The following is a 14,406-nucleotide window of genomic DNA, read 5'->3' on the forward strand; positions in this document are numbered from 1 at the left end:
CGCCCGGCGGGTTTGATGTCCGGTCCACCTCGAACCGCCGCGCCGCGCGGAGGCTGTAGCGTGGCCCGGCGGGGATCCCCCAGTACCACCAAGCACCACGACCAGAAACGACGGCGAGGACTGATGGCACAGACGCAGCGCGCTCAGGGCCCGTCCGACCCCGAGGCGACTGGCGGCGGTATGTCAGACGCCCCGGAGTTGTGGGGTAATGGCGGGCTTGTAGGGGATGGCCGATATCGGCTGACCCACAGACTCGGCCGTGGCGGCATGGCCGAGGTGTTCGCGGCCGAGGACGTACGTCTCGGCCGTACGGTCGCCGTCAAGCTCCTGCGCTCCGATCTCGCGGAGGACCCGGTCTCCAAGGCCCGCTTCACACGCGAGGCCCAGTCGGTGGCGGGGCTCAACCACCACGCGGTGGTGGCGGTCTACGACTCCGGCGAGGACGTCGTCGGGCCGAGTGTCGTCCCGTACATCGTCATGGAGATCGTCGAGGGCCGGACGATCCGCGACCTGCTGCTCAACGCGGAGGCGCCGGGTCCCGAGCAGGCCCTGATCATCGTCTCCGGGGTGCTCGAGGCGCTCGCGTACTCGCACCAGCACGGCATCGTGCACCGCGACATCAAGCCCGCGAACGTGATCATCACCGACACCGGCGCGGTGAAGGTGATGGACTTCGGCATCGCCCGCGCCCTGCACGGCGCGCAGTCGACGATGACCCAGACCGGCATGGTCATGGGCACGCCCCAGTACCTTTCCCCGGAGCAGGCGCTCGGCAAGGCCGTCGACCACCGTTCCGACCTGTACGCGACCGGCTGTCTGCTCTACGAACTTCTCGCGCTGCGGCCCCCGTTCACCGGTGAGACGCCGCTCTCCGTGGTCTACCAGCACGTCCAGGACATCCCCGTGCCGCCGTCCGAGACCTCGGACGCGTCGCCGCCGGAGCTGGACGGCCTCGTCATGCGGTCGCTCGCCAAGGACCCGGACGACCGGTTCCAGACCGCCGAGGAGATGCGCGGTCTGGTCCAGTACGGGCTGCAGATGCTGCACGAGCAGGGCAGCCACACCGGGACCTGGAACACCGGACCCGTCGACGTCGCGGGCATGCACGCGGGCGGCAACACCCCGGCGATGGGCGTCGCGGGCACCTCCGCGATGCAGCACCCGGGCGACTCCGGCACCGCGCAGATCCCGGGCGCCATGCTGCGTCCGCCGGGCGGCGACGACGGCGGCTTCGAGGGCGGTCACCGAGACGGCAACGGCAAGGGCCGGGGCAAGATGTGGATTCTCGCGGTGCTCGCGGTCATCGCGATCGCCGTGGGTGTCGCGTTCGCGCTGTCGGCGAACGGCGACAAGCAGAAGGAGAAGGAAGGCCCGACGAAGGCGCCGACCAAGCAGTCCGAGACGAAGAAGCCGAGCAAGAGCTCGGACGAGGAGACCTCGGACGAGGACACCACGGTGCCCGGCGACGGCTCCGGCGGCCAGGGCGAGTACACGCCTTCGGCGCCGCCCACCACCGACTACGACCCGACGCCCACCGAGAGCCAGCCGACCGAGCCGACGAACGAGCCGACGGACGAGCCGACCGAGCCGACGGACGAGCCGACGACGCCCACCGACGACCCCAGCACTCCGACCAGCGAGGACCCGCCGGTGACGAACGGCGGCACCGGCGATGTCGCCGGCGGCGAGGGCGACGGCTGAGCAGGGGCGAGCACCCCGTAGAACAGCCTGTCAGCGAGACGCACGCGCGCGTGGAGCCCGAAAGGGCGCCACGCGCGCGTGCGTCTGCGTCTGTGTATGTGTATGCGTCTGCGGTGTACGGGCTCTAGAAGGTGCGCTGGAGCTGGCGCTGCCGCCCGCCCTGGAGCGTGTGCACCGTGGCCAGCTGCGGCTCTATGCGCATGTAGACCGGGTCGTAGAGCTCGCCGTCCACGTAGTGCGGGCCGGGGCCGAAGAGCTGCAGCTCGTCGTTGGTCGGTTCGATCGCCTCGCAGAGGCCGACGAACTGGACGGTCCACTGCCCCGTCTGCGCGGTCTCGGCGCTGAGGTTGTCCGCCCCGTAGGCGACGACACTGCCGAGGCAGGCCTGGTGGTAGCCGTATCCCTTGTGCATCCGCAGCAGGATGCGCCCGTCCACGACGACGTGGCGGGCAGCGGCGAGGAAGGGCAGCGCGCGCATGCTGGTCGCGACCCGGCCGTAGTCGGTGCGGCCGAGCAGTTCGAAGGCGAGCCGTTCGTCCTGATCCTGAGCGTCGGAAGGCATGCGTCCACCCTCTGGCACCGGCGGGGGGCCGGGGAAGGGGATCTCGCCCCTGGGGGACGGGGACGTAAGTCCCGTTTCAGGACACGAACCGTGACGGAGCGTGGCCGACCACCCAACCACCGACCACCAACCGCCGACCGTGACGGCTCAGTGCTGCTGTTCCGCCTGCATGCGTGCCACGTACGCGGCCGCCTGCGAGCGTCGCTCCATGCCGAGCTTGGAGAGCAGGCTGGAGACGTAATTCTTGATCGTCTTTTCGGCGAGGTGCAGCCGTTCGCCGATCACCCGGTTGGTCAGGCCCTCGCCGATCAGGTCGAGGATCTTCCGTTCCTGATCCGTGAGGTTCGACAGACGGTCGTCGCCCTTGGGGGTGTTTCCGTCGCGCAGCCGCTCCAGGACCCGGGCCGTGGCGACGGGGTCGAGCAGGGACTTTCCCGCTGCCACATCACGGACGGCGGAGAGCAGTTCATTGCCGCGAATGGCCTTCAGGACATAGCCGGAGGCGCCCGCCATGATCGCGTCGAAGAGGGCCTCGTCGTCCGCGAACGAGGTGAGCATCAGGCATTTGATGTCCTCGTTCTGCGAACGGATCTCGCGGCACACCTCGACGCCGCTGCCGTCCGGGAGCCGCACGTCGAGCACGGCCACGTCCGGCCGGGTCGCAGGGATCCTGACCAGGGCGTCTGCCGCCGTTCCCGCTTCGCCGACGACCTCGATATCGGACTCCACGGAGAGCAGCTCATGGACTCCACGGCGCACCACTTCATGGTCGTCGAGGAGAAATACCGTAATTTTTCCGTCTTCGCGCACGGAGCCAGTCTCACACACGATCTCTCGCAGTGCCTGAGCTGAACTCTTCCCGTGCGCGGGGTGGCCGGGATAACGTGCCGGTGTTCCGGCCCCCTGCCAGGCTGTGATCAGTGCTGTGACCAGGAACTGTTCCCGACTTTCTGGATTTACTCGGTAATCCAAGCAGTCAGATACTTGGAAATCCAAGCAAATTCGCAGGTCAGATGGGGTTTCACAGAATTGGGAAGCACTGGGTAACGTGCATTGTGCAGGGCGCTCGCCGGGGCACCTGTCACGCCTGTTCCCGGCCGAGTCGCACCCACCCCGTGCGCGGGCACGGATCAGGCGAGCCGCGCCCCCAAGCTCTTAAAGAGCAGGGGGGACCCCCAGCTTCCCGGTAATCCCGGGGGCCGGACCGACGGAGGAGCACACGTGACCGTGGAGAGCACCGCCGCGCGCACACCGCGCCGCAGCAGTACCAGCGGCGGCAAGCGCGCAAGCGCCAAGAAGGCCGCGCCGAAGAAGAGCACGGAACCCCAGCTGATCCAGCTGCTGACCCCTGAGGGCAAGCGGGTCAAGAACGCCGAGTACGACGCGTACGTCGCGGACATCACCGCCGACGAGATGCGCGCCCTGTACCGCGACATGGTTCTCACCCGCCGCTTCGACGCCGAGGCCACCTCCCTGCAGCGCCAGGGCGAGCTGGGCCTGTGGGCCTCGCTCCTCGGCCAGGAGGCCGCCCAGATCGGCTCGGGCCGCGCCACCCGCGACGACGACTACGTCTTCCCGACCTACCGCGAGCACGGCGTCGCCTGGTGCCGCGGGGTCGACCCCACGAACCTGCTCGGCATGTTCCGCGGCGTGAACAACGGCGGCTGGGACCCGAACACCAACAACTTCCACCTGTACACGATCGTCATCGGCTCGCAGACGCTGCACGCGACCGGGTACGCGATGGGCGTGACCAAGGACGGCGCGGACTCGGCCGTGATCGCGTACTTCGGGGACGGTGCCTCCAGCCAGGGCGACGTCGCCGAGGCCTTCACCTTCTCCGCGGTCTACAACGCTCCCGTCGTGTTCTTCTGCCAGAACAACCAGTGGGCGATCTCCGAGCCCACCGAGAAGCAGACCCGCGTGCCGCTCTACCAGCGCGCGCAGGGCTTCGGCTTCCCGGGCGTGCGGGTCGACGGCAACGACGTGCTCGCCGTGCTCGCCGTCACCAAGTGGGCGCTGGAGCGGGCGCGTACGGGCGAGGGCCCGGCGCTCATCGAGGCGTTCACCTACCGCATGGGCGCGCACACCACCTCCGACGACCCGACGAAGTACCGCAACGACGACGAGCGCGAGGCCTGGGAGGCCAAGGACCCGATCCTGCGCCTGCGGACCTATCTCGAGGCCGAAGGTCACGCGGATGAGGGATTCTTCGCGGAACTCGAGGCGGAGAGCGAAGCGTTGGGAAAGCGAGTGCGAGAGGTGGTGCGGGCGATGCCGGATCCGGACCTGATGGCGATCTTCGAGAACGCGTATGCGGACGGGCATGCGCTGGTCGACGAGGAGCGCGCGCAGTTCGAGGCCTACCAGGCGTCGTTCGCGGTCGAGGGCGGTAAGTGACCATGGGCGTACAGAAACTTCCCCTTGCCAAAGCGATCAACGAATCGCTGCGCACGGCGCTGGACACCGACCCCAAGGTCCTCATCATGGGCGAGGACGTCGGCAAGCTCGGCGGCGTCTTCCGGGTGACGGACGGGCTCCAGAAGGACTTCGGCGAGGACCGTGTCATCGACACCCCGCTCGCCGAGTCCGGCATCGTCGGCACGGCCATCGGCCTGGCCCTTCGGGGCTACCGACCGGTGGTGGAGATCCAGTTCGACGGCTTCGTCTTCCCGGCGTACGACCAGATCGTCACGCAGCTCGCGAAGATGCACGCCCGCGCGCTCGGCAAGATCAAGATGCCGGTCGTCATCCGCATTCCGTACGGCGGCGGCATCGGCGCGGTCGAGCACCACAGCGAGTCGCCCGAGGCGCTGTTCGCGCACGTGGCCGGTCTCAAGGTCGTCTCGCCGTCGAACTCCTCGGACGCCTACTGGATGATGCAGCAGGCCATCCAGAGCGACGACCCGGTGATCTTCTTCGAGCCGAAGCGGCGCTACTGGGACAAGAGCGAGGTCGACACGGACGCCATCCCGGCGCCCCTGCACAAGGCCCGGGTCGCCCGCGAGGGCACGGACCTGACCCTCGTCGCGTACGGCCCGATGGTGAAGGTCTGTCTGGAGGCCGCGGCGGCCGCCGCCGAAGAGGGCAAGTCCCTTGAGGTGGTGGACCTGCGCTCCATGTCGCCGATGGACTTCGACGCCGTGCAGGCCTCGGTCGAGAAGACGCGCCGGCTGGTCGTGGTCCACGAGGCCCCGGTCTTCCTCGGCACGGGCGCGGAGATCGCGGCCCGCATCACCGAGCGGTGCTTCTACCACCTCGAGGCTCCCGTGCTGCGGGTCGGCGGCTTCCACGCGCCGTATCCGCCGGCGCGGTTGGAAGAGGAGTACCTGCCGGGCCTCGACCGGGTGCTCGACACTGTCGACCGCTCGCTGGCGTACTGAGGGAGAGGGTCGTGACGACGATGACAGACGCTGCGCTGGCCGAGTTCAAGATGCCCGACGTGGGCGAAGGGCTCACCGAGGCAGAGATCCTCAAGTGGTTCGTGGCTCCCGGTGACACGGTCACCGACGGGCAGGTGGTGTGCGAGGTCGAGACGGCCAAGGCCGCCGTCGAACTGCCCATTCCGTTCAACGGTGTCGTACGGGAACTGCGCTTCCCCGAGGGCACCACGGTCGACGTCGGCCAGGTGATCATCGCGGTGGACGTGTCCGGCGGAAGCGCCCCCGCGGAGCCCGCCGCCCCTGCGGAGACCGAAGCGCCCGCGGAGACAGCCGCCGCCCCGGTGCAGGAGGCCGCTCCTGCGGCTGCCTCCGAAGCCGCCCCCGAGGAGGAGGCCGTTCCCACGGGCCGCCAGCCCGTGCTCGTGGGCTACGGGGTCGCCGAGTCCTCGACGAAGCGCCGCGCGCGCAAGTCCGCGCAGGAGCAGGCCGAGGCCGCGGGCACGTACTACGCGGCTGCGGTCCAGGCCGAGCTGAACGGCTCGGGCGCGGCTGACGTCGCGGCCGAAGCCGCCGCCCCCGCGTCCGCCCCCGTCGGCGAGCGTCCGCTGGCGAAGCCGCCGGTGCGCAAGCTCGCCAAGGACCTGGGAGTCGACCTCACGGCCGTCGTCCCGTCCGGTCCTGACGGGATCATCACGCGCGAGGACGTGCACGCGGCGGTGGCCCAGGCCTCCGCCCCGGCCGCCCAGACCGCCCCCGCCCAGGCCCCCGTGTCCGCGCCGCAGCCGGTGGCCGCCGAGGCTGCCGCTCCTGCCGCCGCCCCGGCGGCCGGCACCGACGCCCGCGAGACCCGCATCCCGGTCAAGGGCGTCCGCAAGGCCATCGCACAGGCGATGGTCGGCTCGGCCTTCACGGCGCCGCACGTCACGGAGTTCGTGACGGTGGACGTGACGCGGACGATGAAGCTGGTCGAGGAGCTCAAGCAGGACAAGGCTTTTGCGGGCCTGCGGGTGAACCCGCTGCTGCTCATCTCCAAGGCGCTGCTCGTGGCGATCCGGCGCAACCCGGACGTGAACGCGGCCTGGGACGAGGCGAATCAGGAGATCGTCCAGAAGCACTACGTGAACCTGGGCATCGCCGCGGCCACCCCGCGCGGCCTGGTCGTCCCGAACATCAAGGACGCGCACGCCAAGACGCTGCCCGAACTGGCGGCGTCGCTGGGCGAGTTGGTCTCCACCGCCAAGGACGGCAAGACGACCCCGGCCGCGATGCAGGGCGGCACGGTCACCATCTCGAACGTCGGCGTCTTCGGCGTCGACACCGGCACGCCGATCCTGAACCCTGGCGAGTCCGCGATCCTCGCGGTCGGCGCGATCAAGCTCCAGCCCTGGGTCCACAAGGGCAAGGTCAAGCCGCGTCAGGTGACGACACTCGCGCTCTCCTTCGACCACCGCCTGGTCGACGGCGAGCTCGGCTCCAAGGTGCTCGCCGATGTGGCGGCGATCCTGGAGCAGCCCAAGCGGCTCATCACCTGGGCGTAGGCAGTACGACGAGGGGGCCCGCCGCATCACGCGGCGGGCCCCCTCGTCGTATCCCCGCAGGGGCTACTTCTTGAAGCCGTAGTCCATCAGCTTCTTCGCGTCCTTCGTGCGGTTGTCGGCGGAGGTCGAGGTGAGGACCGTGCCGATGACCGTCTTGCCGTTACGGGTCGCGGCGAAGACCAGGCAGTACTTGGCCTGCGGGCCGGAGCCCGTCTTCACGCCGATGGCGCCGCTGTAGCTGCTGAGCAGGTTGTTCGTGTTCGACCACGACATGTAGCGGTAGCCACCGCTCTTCGTGGTGACCTTCTGCTTCGTCGACTTCGTCTTCACGACCGTACGGAACGTGGAGCTCTTCATCGCGCTGCTGGCGAGCTTCGTCAGGTCGCGGGGCGTGGAGTAGTTGCCCGCGCCGCCGATGCCGTCGAACGAGTCGAAGTGGGTGTTCGTCAGGCCGAGGCTCCTGGCCTGCGTGTTCATCTTGCCGATGAACGACTTCACGCGTGCCGAGCGGGTGGTGCCCTTGCCGAACTTGTCCGCGAGCGCGTACGCCGCGTCGCAGCCGGACGGCAGCATCAGGCCGTACAGGAGCTGGCGGACGGTGACCTTGTCGCCGACGATCAGCCGGGCGGACGAGGCCGTGTTCCTGACGATGTAGTCGCTGTAGGCCTTCTCGATCTTGACCTTGGAGTTGAGGTTGAGGTTCGGCTGCGAGAGCACCACCTTCGCCGTCATGATCTTGGTGGTGGATCCGGTGGACCGGCGGGTGTCCGCGGCCTTGGTGAACAGGGTCTTGCCCGTGCCGTTGTTCATCACGAAGCCGCCCTTGGCGGCGATCGACGGCTTGGGCAGCGCGGCCGCATGGGCCGGGGTCGTGAGGGCTCCGCCCGCGAATACCGCACCCGCAGTGACGATTACGGCCGATGCGCGTCGAATGCCCTTAATGGGGGTGTTCAAGTTCAATGCTCCAAATGCCCCTGGAATACGGCCACATGAGGGTGCCGCTTGATGGTGAGACGCACGAGGGGGGCGAATGGATGTGCTCTGAGAGGGGTGAAGTCCGGATCGTGGACTGGACGACCTCATGGGTACGTGTTGTATCTATGCTGTGCGCATGCCTGTCGCACCCGCCTCTCCCCTCACACCAGCCCTGAAGCAGCCGCCCGCGGCGGAGCGTGTGTACACGCACGTCAAGCAGGGCGTGCTCGACCGTCGGTACGAGGGCGGCACGCTGCTCACCGAGGGCGAGCTCGCCGAGGCCGTCGGGGTGTCCCGCACCCCGGTGCGCGAGGCCCTCCTGAAGCTGGAGGTGGAGGGCCTTCTCCGGCTCTACCCGAAGAAGGGGGCGCTGGTCCTGCCGGTGTCCGTGCAGGAGATCGCCGACGTCGTCGAGACGCGGCTCCTGGTGGAGACGCACTCGGTGCGCAAGGCGGTCCCCGCGCCGCCGGGTCTGGTCGCCCGCCTCGAAGAGCTCCTCGGCCGGCAGCGCGAGCAGGCCGCCGCCGGTGACCTCGCCGCCGCGGCCGTGACCGACCGCTGCTTCCACGCCGAGATCGTGCGGAGCGGCGGGAACGAGATCCTGGCCCGCCTGTACGACCAGCTCCGCGACCGGCAGCTGCGGATGGGCGTCGCCGTGATGCACTCCCACCCCGACCGGATCGCCAAGACGCTGGCCGAGCACGAGGAGATCCTCGACGCGCTGCGCGCCGGGGACGCGGAGGGGGCGGTCGCCGTGGTCACCCGGCACGTCGGCTGGTTCCAGAACCTGGCCAGGGGCGAAGTCCGATGACCTCCGCCGCCGCACCCGTCTCGCTCCCCGGTGATCCCCCGGGCGGCAAGAAGGCCATGCTCGTCTGGGGCATCGGCGTCGCCGTCTACTTCGTCGCCGTCATCTTCCGGACCTCCCTCGGCGTCGCCGGGCTCGACGCCGCCGACCGCTTCCACGTGAACGCGTCCGCGCTCTCCACCTTCTCGATCCTTCAGCTGCTCGTGTACGCGGGCATGCAGATACCCGTCGGCCTGATGGTCGACCGGCTCGGCACCAAGCGCGTGCTGACCATCGGCGTCGTCCTCTTCACGCTCGGGCAGCTCGGCTTCGCCTTCTCGCCCTCGTACGGAATGGCGCTCGCGTCCCGCGCGCTGCTCGGCTGCGGTGACGCGCTGACCTTCATCAGCGTGCTGCGCCTGGGCACCCGCTGGTTCCCGGCCCGGCGCGGACCGCTGGTCGCCCAGCTCGCCGGTCTGGTGGGCATGGCGGGCAACCTCGTCTCCACCCTCGTCATCGCCCGGCTGCTGCACTCCGTCGGCTGGACCGCGGCCTTCGCCGGCAGCGCGCTCTGCGGTGTCGTCGTCCTCGTACTGATGACGCTGTTCCTCAAGGACCACCCCGAGGGCCACGAACCGGCGCCGGTGCGGCACACCGGCGGGGCCTTCGTGCGCAAGCAGATCGCCCTGAGCTGGCGCGAGCCCGGCACCCGGCTCGGGCTGTGGGTGCACTTCACCACGCAGTTCCCCGCGATGGTGTTCCTGCTCCTGTGGGGCCTGCCGTTCCTCGTCGAGGCGCAGGGGCTCACGCGCGCGAGCGCCGGGGCGCTGCTCACCCTCGTCGTGCTGTCCAACATGGTGGTGGGCCTGGTCTACGGCCAGATCGTCGCCCGGCACCACGCGGCGCGCACGCCGCTCGCCATCGGCACGGTGGCGGCGACCGCCGTGATGTGGGCGGTGACGATCCACTACCCCGGCGACCACGCCCCGATGGGCCTCCTCGTCGCGCTCTGCGTCGTGCTCGGCTCCTGCGGCCCCGCGTCCATGATCGGCTTCGACTTCGCACGGCCCGCGAACCCGCCGGAGCGCCAGGGCACCGCCTCCGGCATCGTGAACATGGGCGGCTTCGTCGCCTCCATGACGACGCTGCTCGCCGTCGGCGTGCTCCTGGACGCGACCGGCGACAACTACCGGATCGCCTTCTCCGCCGTCTTCGTCCTCGAGGCGCTCGGCCTCAGCCAGATCCTGCGGCTGCGGACGCGCGCGGTGCGCAGGGAGAAGGAGCGGCTCGTCGCCAGCCGCGTCGAGGCCGTGCACGTGCCCGTGTGAGGGCGAGGCGGCCGCGGGGGAGCTACGGCGTGACCGCGAACTCCCGCAGGATGGCATCGGCAAGGCCGTGATCGCCCTCGATCTTGATCCGGTCGGCCACCGACGCGTACGAGACGCGGCCGCACGCGAGGCGGAAGTACGTCTCCCAGTCCAGGCCGAGCGTGGCGAGCGGGCCGAGCGAGGGGGAGCTGTCGACCGTGGCGTGGCCATCGGCGTCGACGCGGACCGTGCGCAGGAACTCGACGGGCCCGCTCACGTCGAAGACGACCGCCGAATTGACCGGCGCCGCCGCCTTCTTGGCGACGACCTTGGGCAGTCCCTGCAGCAGGAGGTCCCGCGCGACGTACGCACCCGGGGAGTCCAGGTCGCCGGGCTTCTTCAGGGTCGTACGCAGATCCTGCTCATGCACCCAGACGTCGAACGCCCGCATCCGCATGGCCAGTTCGAGGGTCTGCTCGGTGCCGAGCGGACCGCGGATCTTGTGCGAAGGGTCGCGCGACTCGTTCCGCAGCTGCCGCGAGCGGCGGATGATCGTGTACTCCAGCTCGGAGGTCATCTCGGGCGCGGTGTGGTGGCGCCGGACGTCGACCTGCACCTCCATGTACCGCTGGCCCTCGGTCTGTACGTGGTACAGGTCGCGGGGCAGGGTGTGGATGGGGCGCGGGTCGCCCAGCATCTCGCAGTCCAGGCCTATGACGTGGGAGACGACATCGCGCACCGACCAGCCGGGGCAGGGCGTGGCCCAGCTCCACTCTCCCTCGGCGAGCGGTGACACCAGCTCGGATATGGCTGATACGGATTGGGTCCAGGCGTCGGCGTAGGTTTGCAGGCTGGGATGGAGACTCACGGGACCCCTCGACGGTCGTACGCGGGCGGTGGGTGTCTGAGACGCGTCTGTGGGGGTCCGGGGGGCTCCCCCGGAAAATCACAGTACGCTGCCCACAGGCACCCCTGCAGTGCTTTCGTGTGACGATCGTAGGCCTGCATTGACGGCTCGAATGCCAGGACGGTGGTAGTGTGCGCGCCTCCCTCATCCAGATCGCCGTAGACGAGGGCGAATCGGTCAATTCCCGTCGCTCGCGGGTCTCTTCACTGGTCCGTGAGGTCGCCGGGCGGGAGCGGCCGGATCTCGTCGTTCTCCCCGAACTGTGGACCACGGGCGCCTTCGCGTACGAGTTGTTCGCGAGCGAGGCGGAGCCCCTGGAGGGGGCGACGTACGAAGCGATGGCCAAGGCCGCGAGTGACGCGGGGCTCTGGCTGCACGCGGGGTCCATTCCGGAGCGGGACGCCTCGGGGGACCTCTACAACACCTCGCTCGTCTTCTCGCCCGAGGGTGAACTCGCCGCCTCCTACCGGAAGATCCACCGGTTCGGCTTCGACAAGGGCGAGGCCGTGCTGATGGGTGCGGGCAGCGAGCTGGTGACGGTGCGGACGCCTGACACGGCGATCGGGCTCGCCACGTGCTACGACCTGCGCTTCCCCGAGCTCTTCCGGGGGCTCGTCGACGCGGGCGCCGAGATGTTCGTCGTCCCCGCGGGGTGGCCGGCGCGGCGGCGTGAGCACTGGACGCTGTTCGCCCGGGCGCGGGCGGTCGAGGACCAGGCGTATGTCCTTGCCTGTGGCACCGGCGGCACGCACGCCGGCGTCGCCCAGGCGGGGCACAGCGTCGTCGTCGACCCCTGGGGCGAGGTGCTCGCCGAGGCCGGGGACGGTGAGGAGGTCCTCACCGTCGACCTCGACCTCTCCAAGGTGGCTGCAACGCGGGAGCAGTTCCCGGCGCTGAAGGACCGGCTGCTGGGGATGGACGTCCCGCGGCGCTGAGTCCCCCAGCCGAGTCCCGCGGGGGCTAGTCGTCGTCGCGTTCCTTTTCCGCCAGGCGGATCACGCAGACCGTGACGGCAAGGAGCAGGGCCGCGTCGGCGTCCTCGCGGGTGACGTGCAGGCCGTACGTCTCGCGGACGCGGAACCAGCGGCGGGAGATGTCGGCCAGGAGTTCGCCGTCGTACTCGATGGCGAACTCGCGGTCCAGGATCTTGCCGCTGACGTCGAGTTCGGTGCCGTCGACGAGGTCCACGCGGTAGTGGTTGCGCAGCAGCGAGAGGCGTTTGCGCTTGACCGTGGCCAGCGTGTCCCCGTCCCGTTCGATCACCATCGTGTCGCGCAGCGCCAGCATCTTGGCGCGGATGTCGATGAGGACGCGGCCCTGCATGTCCTTGAGCTCGAAGGTGTCGCGCAGGCGCATCGCCTTGCCGTCGACGAAGAAGACCTTCTGGCCCTGGTCGTCCTCGATCCAGTAGTCGTCGCCGATGCCCAGCAGCCGGTCGCGTACGAGAAGTTTCATGGGGCCATGACTACCCCGCGGCGGGCGCGGCACCGGGGAAGCCGGGGGAGTTCACCGTGACGTGGCGGTGCGCCGACGGGCCCGGCAGCCCTGGGGGTGGCTGCCGGGCCCGTCGGTGAGTGGTGGTCAGTGGTGTTCGTCGTCCGTCCTGATCACCGTGGCACCCGGCGGCACGACCGTCTTGCGGCGTGCGTTGGTGAACGCGGCGACACCGATCACGCCCACGGCCATCATGATGAGACCGGTGACGGTGAGGTTGATGCCTTCCATCTCCCAGTCGGTGGCGAACGCGAGGATGGCGCCCGCGGCGATCAGGATGATGCATCCGCCCAGGCCCATGAGGACCGCCTCCCTAAGTCGTGAAGTCGTGGCGTGCACCCGGGTACCCGGACCCGCCGCGATCACACGGAGAAGCGGAAATCGTCCTTCAGCCCTCGAGGAAGGCCACCAACGCGTTGGCCAGCAGGTGCGGATCGTCGGCACCGCACAGCTCGCGCACGCTGTGCATGGAGAGGATCGCCACGCCGATGTCGACGGTCTTGATGCCGTGCCGGGCGGCGGTGATCGGGCCGATCGTCGTGCCGCAGGGCATCGCGTTGTTCGAGACGAAGCTCTGGAAGGGCACGCCGGCCTTCTCGCACGCGGCGGCGAAGACGGCACGTCCGGAACCGTCCGTGGCGTACCGGTTGTTGACGTTGACCTTGAGGATCGGGCCGCCGTTGGCGCGCGGGTGGTGCGTCGGGTCGTGCCGCTCCGCGTAGTTGGGGTGCACGGCGTGGCCCGTGTCGGAGGAGAGGCAGACGGTGCCGGCGAAGGCGCGGGCCTTGTCCTCGTACGCGCCGCCTCGCGCGAACACGGACCGCTCCAGGATGCTTCCGAGGAGCGGGCCGTCGGCGCCGGTGTCGGACTGCGAGCCGTTCTCCTCGTGGTCGAAGGCCGCGAGCACGGGGATGTACGGGAGGGAGTCGGCGTCGTCCGCCGTGGCGACGGCGGCGAGCGCGGCCGTACAGGCGTGCACGGACAGCAGGTTGTCCATGCGGGGGCCCGCGATGAGGTCGCGGTCGCGGCCGAGGTAGGAGGGGGCCTCGATGGGGTGCGTCATCAGGTCCCAGCCGGTGACGTCGCCGGGGGCGAGTCCCGACTCCTCCTCCAGGAAGCTGATGAGGTCGCCCTCGTGCACGTCGTCGCCGAGCCCCCAGATGGGCTGCATGTGCTTCTGCTTGTCGAGCTTGAGGCCGTCGGCGACCACGCCGCGGTCCATGTGGATCGCCAGCTGCGGGACGCGCAGCAGGGCCCGGTCGATGTTCACCAGGCGGGTGGAGCCGTCCCGCAGCGAGAGCCGGCCCGCGAGACCGAGGTCGCGGTCGAGCCAGGAGTTGAGCAGCGGGCCGCCGTAGATCTCGACCGCGACCTGCCGCCAGCCGTGCGCGCCCGCGTCCGGCTTCGGCTTGACGCGGAGGTTGGGGGAGTCGGTGTGGGCGCCGACGATGCGGTACGGGGTGTGCGCGAAGGCGCCTTCGGGGACGAACCAGGCGACGATCGCGCCGCCGCGCTGCACATACTTGCCGCCGGTCGACCCGTCCCAGGCGTCGGTCTCCTCGACCTGCCGGAAACCGGCTTTCTCTAGCCGCTCCGCGGCGCTCGCCACTGCGTGGTACGGGGAGGGGCTTGCCGCAAGGAAGGTCATGAGGTCGTCGGAGTGGCCGCGGTCGAAGCGGGCAAGTGTGCTCATGGCTTCCAGCCTAGCTAGCGGTTCCTCTGGGCGAGGGGGGCCATTTCTGGGAGGTTCTG

14 protein-coding genes are annotated in these 14,406 nt (G+C 69.7%); 7 read left to right on the forward strand and 7 right to left on the reverse strand.

Annotation, left to right across the window (positions count from 1 at the left end; all coding sequences use genetic code 11):
• Positions 1 to 123: 123 nt before the first annotated feature.
• On the forward strand, positions 124 to 1,701 hold the full coding sequence (locus ACZ6ZP_RS20440; protein WP_351167206.1) for a protein kinase domain-containing protein: 1,578 nt from the start codon (positions 124 to 126) through the stop codon (positions 1,699 to 1,701).
• A gap of 124 nt (positions 1,702 to 1,825) precedes the next feature.
• On the opposite strand, the gene ACZ6ZP_RS20445 is transcribed toward ACZ6ZP_RS20440, so the two are convergent.
• Together ACZ6ZP_RS20445 and ACZ6ZP_RS20450 are read right to left on the reverse strand one after the other, a co-directional pair.
• A complete protein-coding gene (locus tag ACZ6ZP_RS20445; RefSeq protein ID WP_351167204.1) occupies positions 1,826 to 2,263 on the reverse strand; it encodes a pyridoxamine 5'-phosphate oxidase family protein in 438 nt (145 codons plus the stop codon).
• 147 nt (positions 2,264 to 2,410) lie between these two features.
• On the reverse strand, positions 2,411 to 3,073 hold the full coding sequence (locus ACZ6ZP_RS20450) for a response regulator (RefSeq protein WP_160506163.1): 663 nt from the start codon (positions 3,071 to 3,073) through the stop codon (positions 2,411 to 2,413).
• A gap of 411 nt (positions 3,074 to 3,484) precedes the next feature.
• Here ACZ6ZP_RS20450 and pdhA point away from each other — a divergent pair, with 411 nt between their 5' ends.
• From pdhA to ACZ6ZP_RS20465, 3 genes are read left to right on the forward strand one after another with little or no spacing between them, the layout of a single operon-like run.
• Complete coding sequence (pdhA, locus tag ACZ6ZP_RS20455; RefSeq protein WP_351167201.1) at positions 3,485 to 4,663, forward strand: pyruvate dehydrogenase (acetyl-transferring) E1 component subunit alpha; 1,179 nt, start codon at positions 3,485 to 3,487, stop codon at positions 4,661 to 4,663.
• A gap of 2 nt (positions 4,664 to 4,665) precedes the next feature.
• A complete protein-coding gene (locus ACZ6ZP_RS20460) occupies positions 4,666 to 5,646 on the forward strand; it encodes an alpha-ketoacid dehydrogenase subunit beta (RefSeq protein ID WP_351167199.1) in 981 nt (326 codons plus the stop codon).
• Positions 5,647 to 5,657: 11 nt separating this feature from the next.
• Positions 5,658 to 7,184: a dihydrolipoamide acetyltransferase family protein gene (locus ACZ6ZP_RS20465; RefSeq protein ID WP_469407784.1), complete on the forward strand. Its 1,527-nt coding sequence runs from the start codon at positions 5,658 to 5,660 to the stop codon at positions 7,182 to 7,184.
• Between the two features lie 63 nt (positions 7,185 to 7,247).
• Here the strand turns inward: ACZ6ZP_RS20465 and ACZ6ZP_RS20470 are convergent, their stop codons facing one another.
• Entirely contained in the window at positions 7,248 to 8,138 is an 891-nt protein-coding gene (locus tag ACZ6ZP_RS20470) for a D-alanyl-D-alanine carboxypeptidase family protein (protein ID WP_351167195.1), read from the reverse strand.
• Positions 8,139 to 8,295: 157 nt separating this feature from the next.
• Here ACZ6ZP_RS20470 and ACZ6ZP_RS20475 point away from each other — a divergent pair, with 157 nt between their 5' ends.
• Positions 8,296 to 8,970, forward strand: coding sequence for a GntR family transcriptional regulator (locus tag ACZ6ZP_RS20475; protein WP_351167193.1), 675 nt, complete (start codon positions 8,296 to 8,298; stop codon positions 8,968 to 8,970).
• Positions 8,967 to 10,274 (forward strand): MFS transporter, encoded by a 1,308-nt coding sequence (locus ACZ6ZP_RS20480; protein ID WP_351167191.1) that lies wholly within the window; start codon positions 8,967 to 8,969, stop codon positions 10,272 to 10,274. Before ACZ6ZP_RS20475 ends, ACZ6ZP_RS20480 begins: the two co-directional genes overlap by 4 nt.
• A 22-nt stretch (positions 10,275 to 10,296) precedes the next feature.
• Here the strand turns inward: ACZ6ZP_RS20480 and ACZ6ZP_RS20485 are convergent, their stop codons facing one another.
• Complete coding sequence (locus tag ACZ6ZP_RS20485) at positions 10,297 to 11,121, reverse strand: maleylpyruvate isomerase family mycothiol-dependent enzyme (RefSeq protein ID WP_361466512.1); 825 nt, start codon at positions 11,119 to 11,121, stop codon at positions 10,297 to 10,299.
• A gap of 170 nt (positions 11,122 to 11,291) precedes the next feature.
• Between ACZ6ZP_RS20485 and ACZ6ZP_RS20490 the strand changes: the two genes are divergently transcribed.
• Positions 11,292 to 12,095 (forward strand): carbon-nitrogen family hydrolase, encoded by an 804-nt coding sequence (locus tag ACZ6ZP_RS20490; RefSeq protein ID WP_469407786.1) that lies wholly within the window; start codon positions 11,292 to 11,294, stop codon positions 12,093 to 12,095.
• A 25-nt stretch (positions 12,096 to 12,120) separates the two neighbouring features.
• On the opposite strand, the gene ACZ6ZP_RS20495 is transcribed toward ACZ6ZP_RS20490, so the two are convergent.
• From ACZ6ZP_RS20495 to ACZ6ZP_RS20505, 3 genes are all read right to left on the reverse strand, one after another.
• Positions 12,121 to 12,615 carry an LURP-one-related/scramblase family protein gene (locus tag ACZ6ZP_RS20495; protein WP_351167185.1) on the reverse strand — a complete coding sequence of 165 codons (495 nt, stop codon included), beginning with the start codon at positions 12,613 to 12,615 and terminating at the stop codon, positions 12,121 to 12,123.
• Positions 12,616 to 12,741: 126 nt separating this feature from the next.
• Positions 12,742 to 12,954, reverse strand: coding sequence for a DUF6458 family protein (locus ACZ6ZP_RS20500; RefSeq protein ID WP_361466506.1), 213 nt, complete (start codon positions 12,952 to 12,954; stop codon positions 12,742 to 12,744).
• Positions 12,955 to 13,042: 88 nt separating this feature from the next.
• On the reverse strand, positions 13,043 to 14,347 hold the full coding sequence (locus ACZ6ZP_RS20505) for a M18 family aminopeptidase (protein ID WP_468614542.1): 1,305 nt from the start codon (positions 14,345 to 14,347) through the stop codon (positions 13,043 to 13,045).
• Positions 14,348 to 14,406 lie beyond the last annotated feature (59 nt).

The sequence above is a fragment of the Streptomyces sp. NPDC054047 genome (assembly GCF_055585065.1).

Bases quoted from the DNA above. Each gene is read 5' to 3' on its own strand.
- ACZ6ZP_RS20480 (WP_351167191.1), top strand. From the start codon at position 8,967: ATGACCTCCGCCGCCGCACCCGTCTCGCTCCCCGGTGATCCCCCGGGC.
- ACZ6ZP_RS20440 (WP_351167206.1), top strand. From the start codon at position 124: ATGGCACAGACGCAGCGCGCTCAGGGCCCGTCCGACCCCGAGGCGACT.
- ACZ6ZP_RS20460 (WP_351167199.1), top strand. From the start codon at position 4,666: ATGGGCGTACAGAAACTTCCCCTTGCCAAAGCGATCAACGAATCGCTG.
- ACZ6ZP_RS20475 (WP_351167193.1), top strand. From the start codon at position 8,296: ATGCCTGTCGCACCCGCCTCTCCCCTCACACCAGCCCTGAAGCAGCCG.
- ACZ6ZP_RS20445 (WP_351167204.1), bottom strand. From the start codon at position 2,263: ATGCCTTCCGACGCTCAGGATCAGGACGAACGGCTCGCCTTCGAACTG.
- ACZ6ZP_RS20505 (WP_468614542.1), bottom strand. From the start codon at position 14,347: ATGAGCACACTTGCCCGCTTCGACCGCGGCCACTCCGACGACCTCATG.
- ACZ6ZP_RS20495 (WP_351167185.1), bottom strand. From the start codon at position 12,615: ATGAAACTTCTCGTACGCGACCGGCTGCTGGGCATCGGCGACGACTAC.
- ACZ6ZP_RS20500 (WP_361466506.1), bottom strand. From the start codon at position 12,954: ATGGGCCTGGGCGGATGCATCATCCTGATCGCCGCGGGCGCCATCCTC.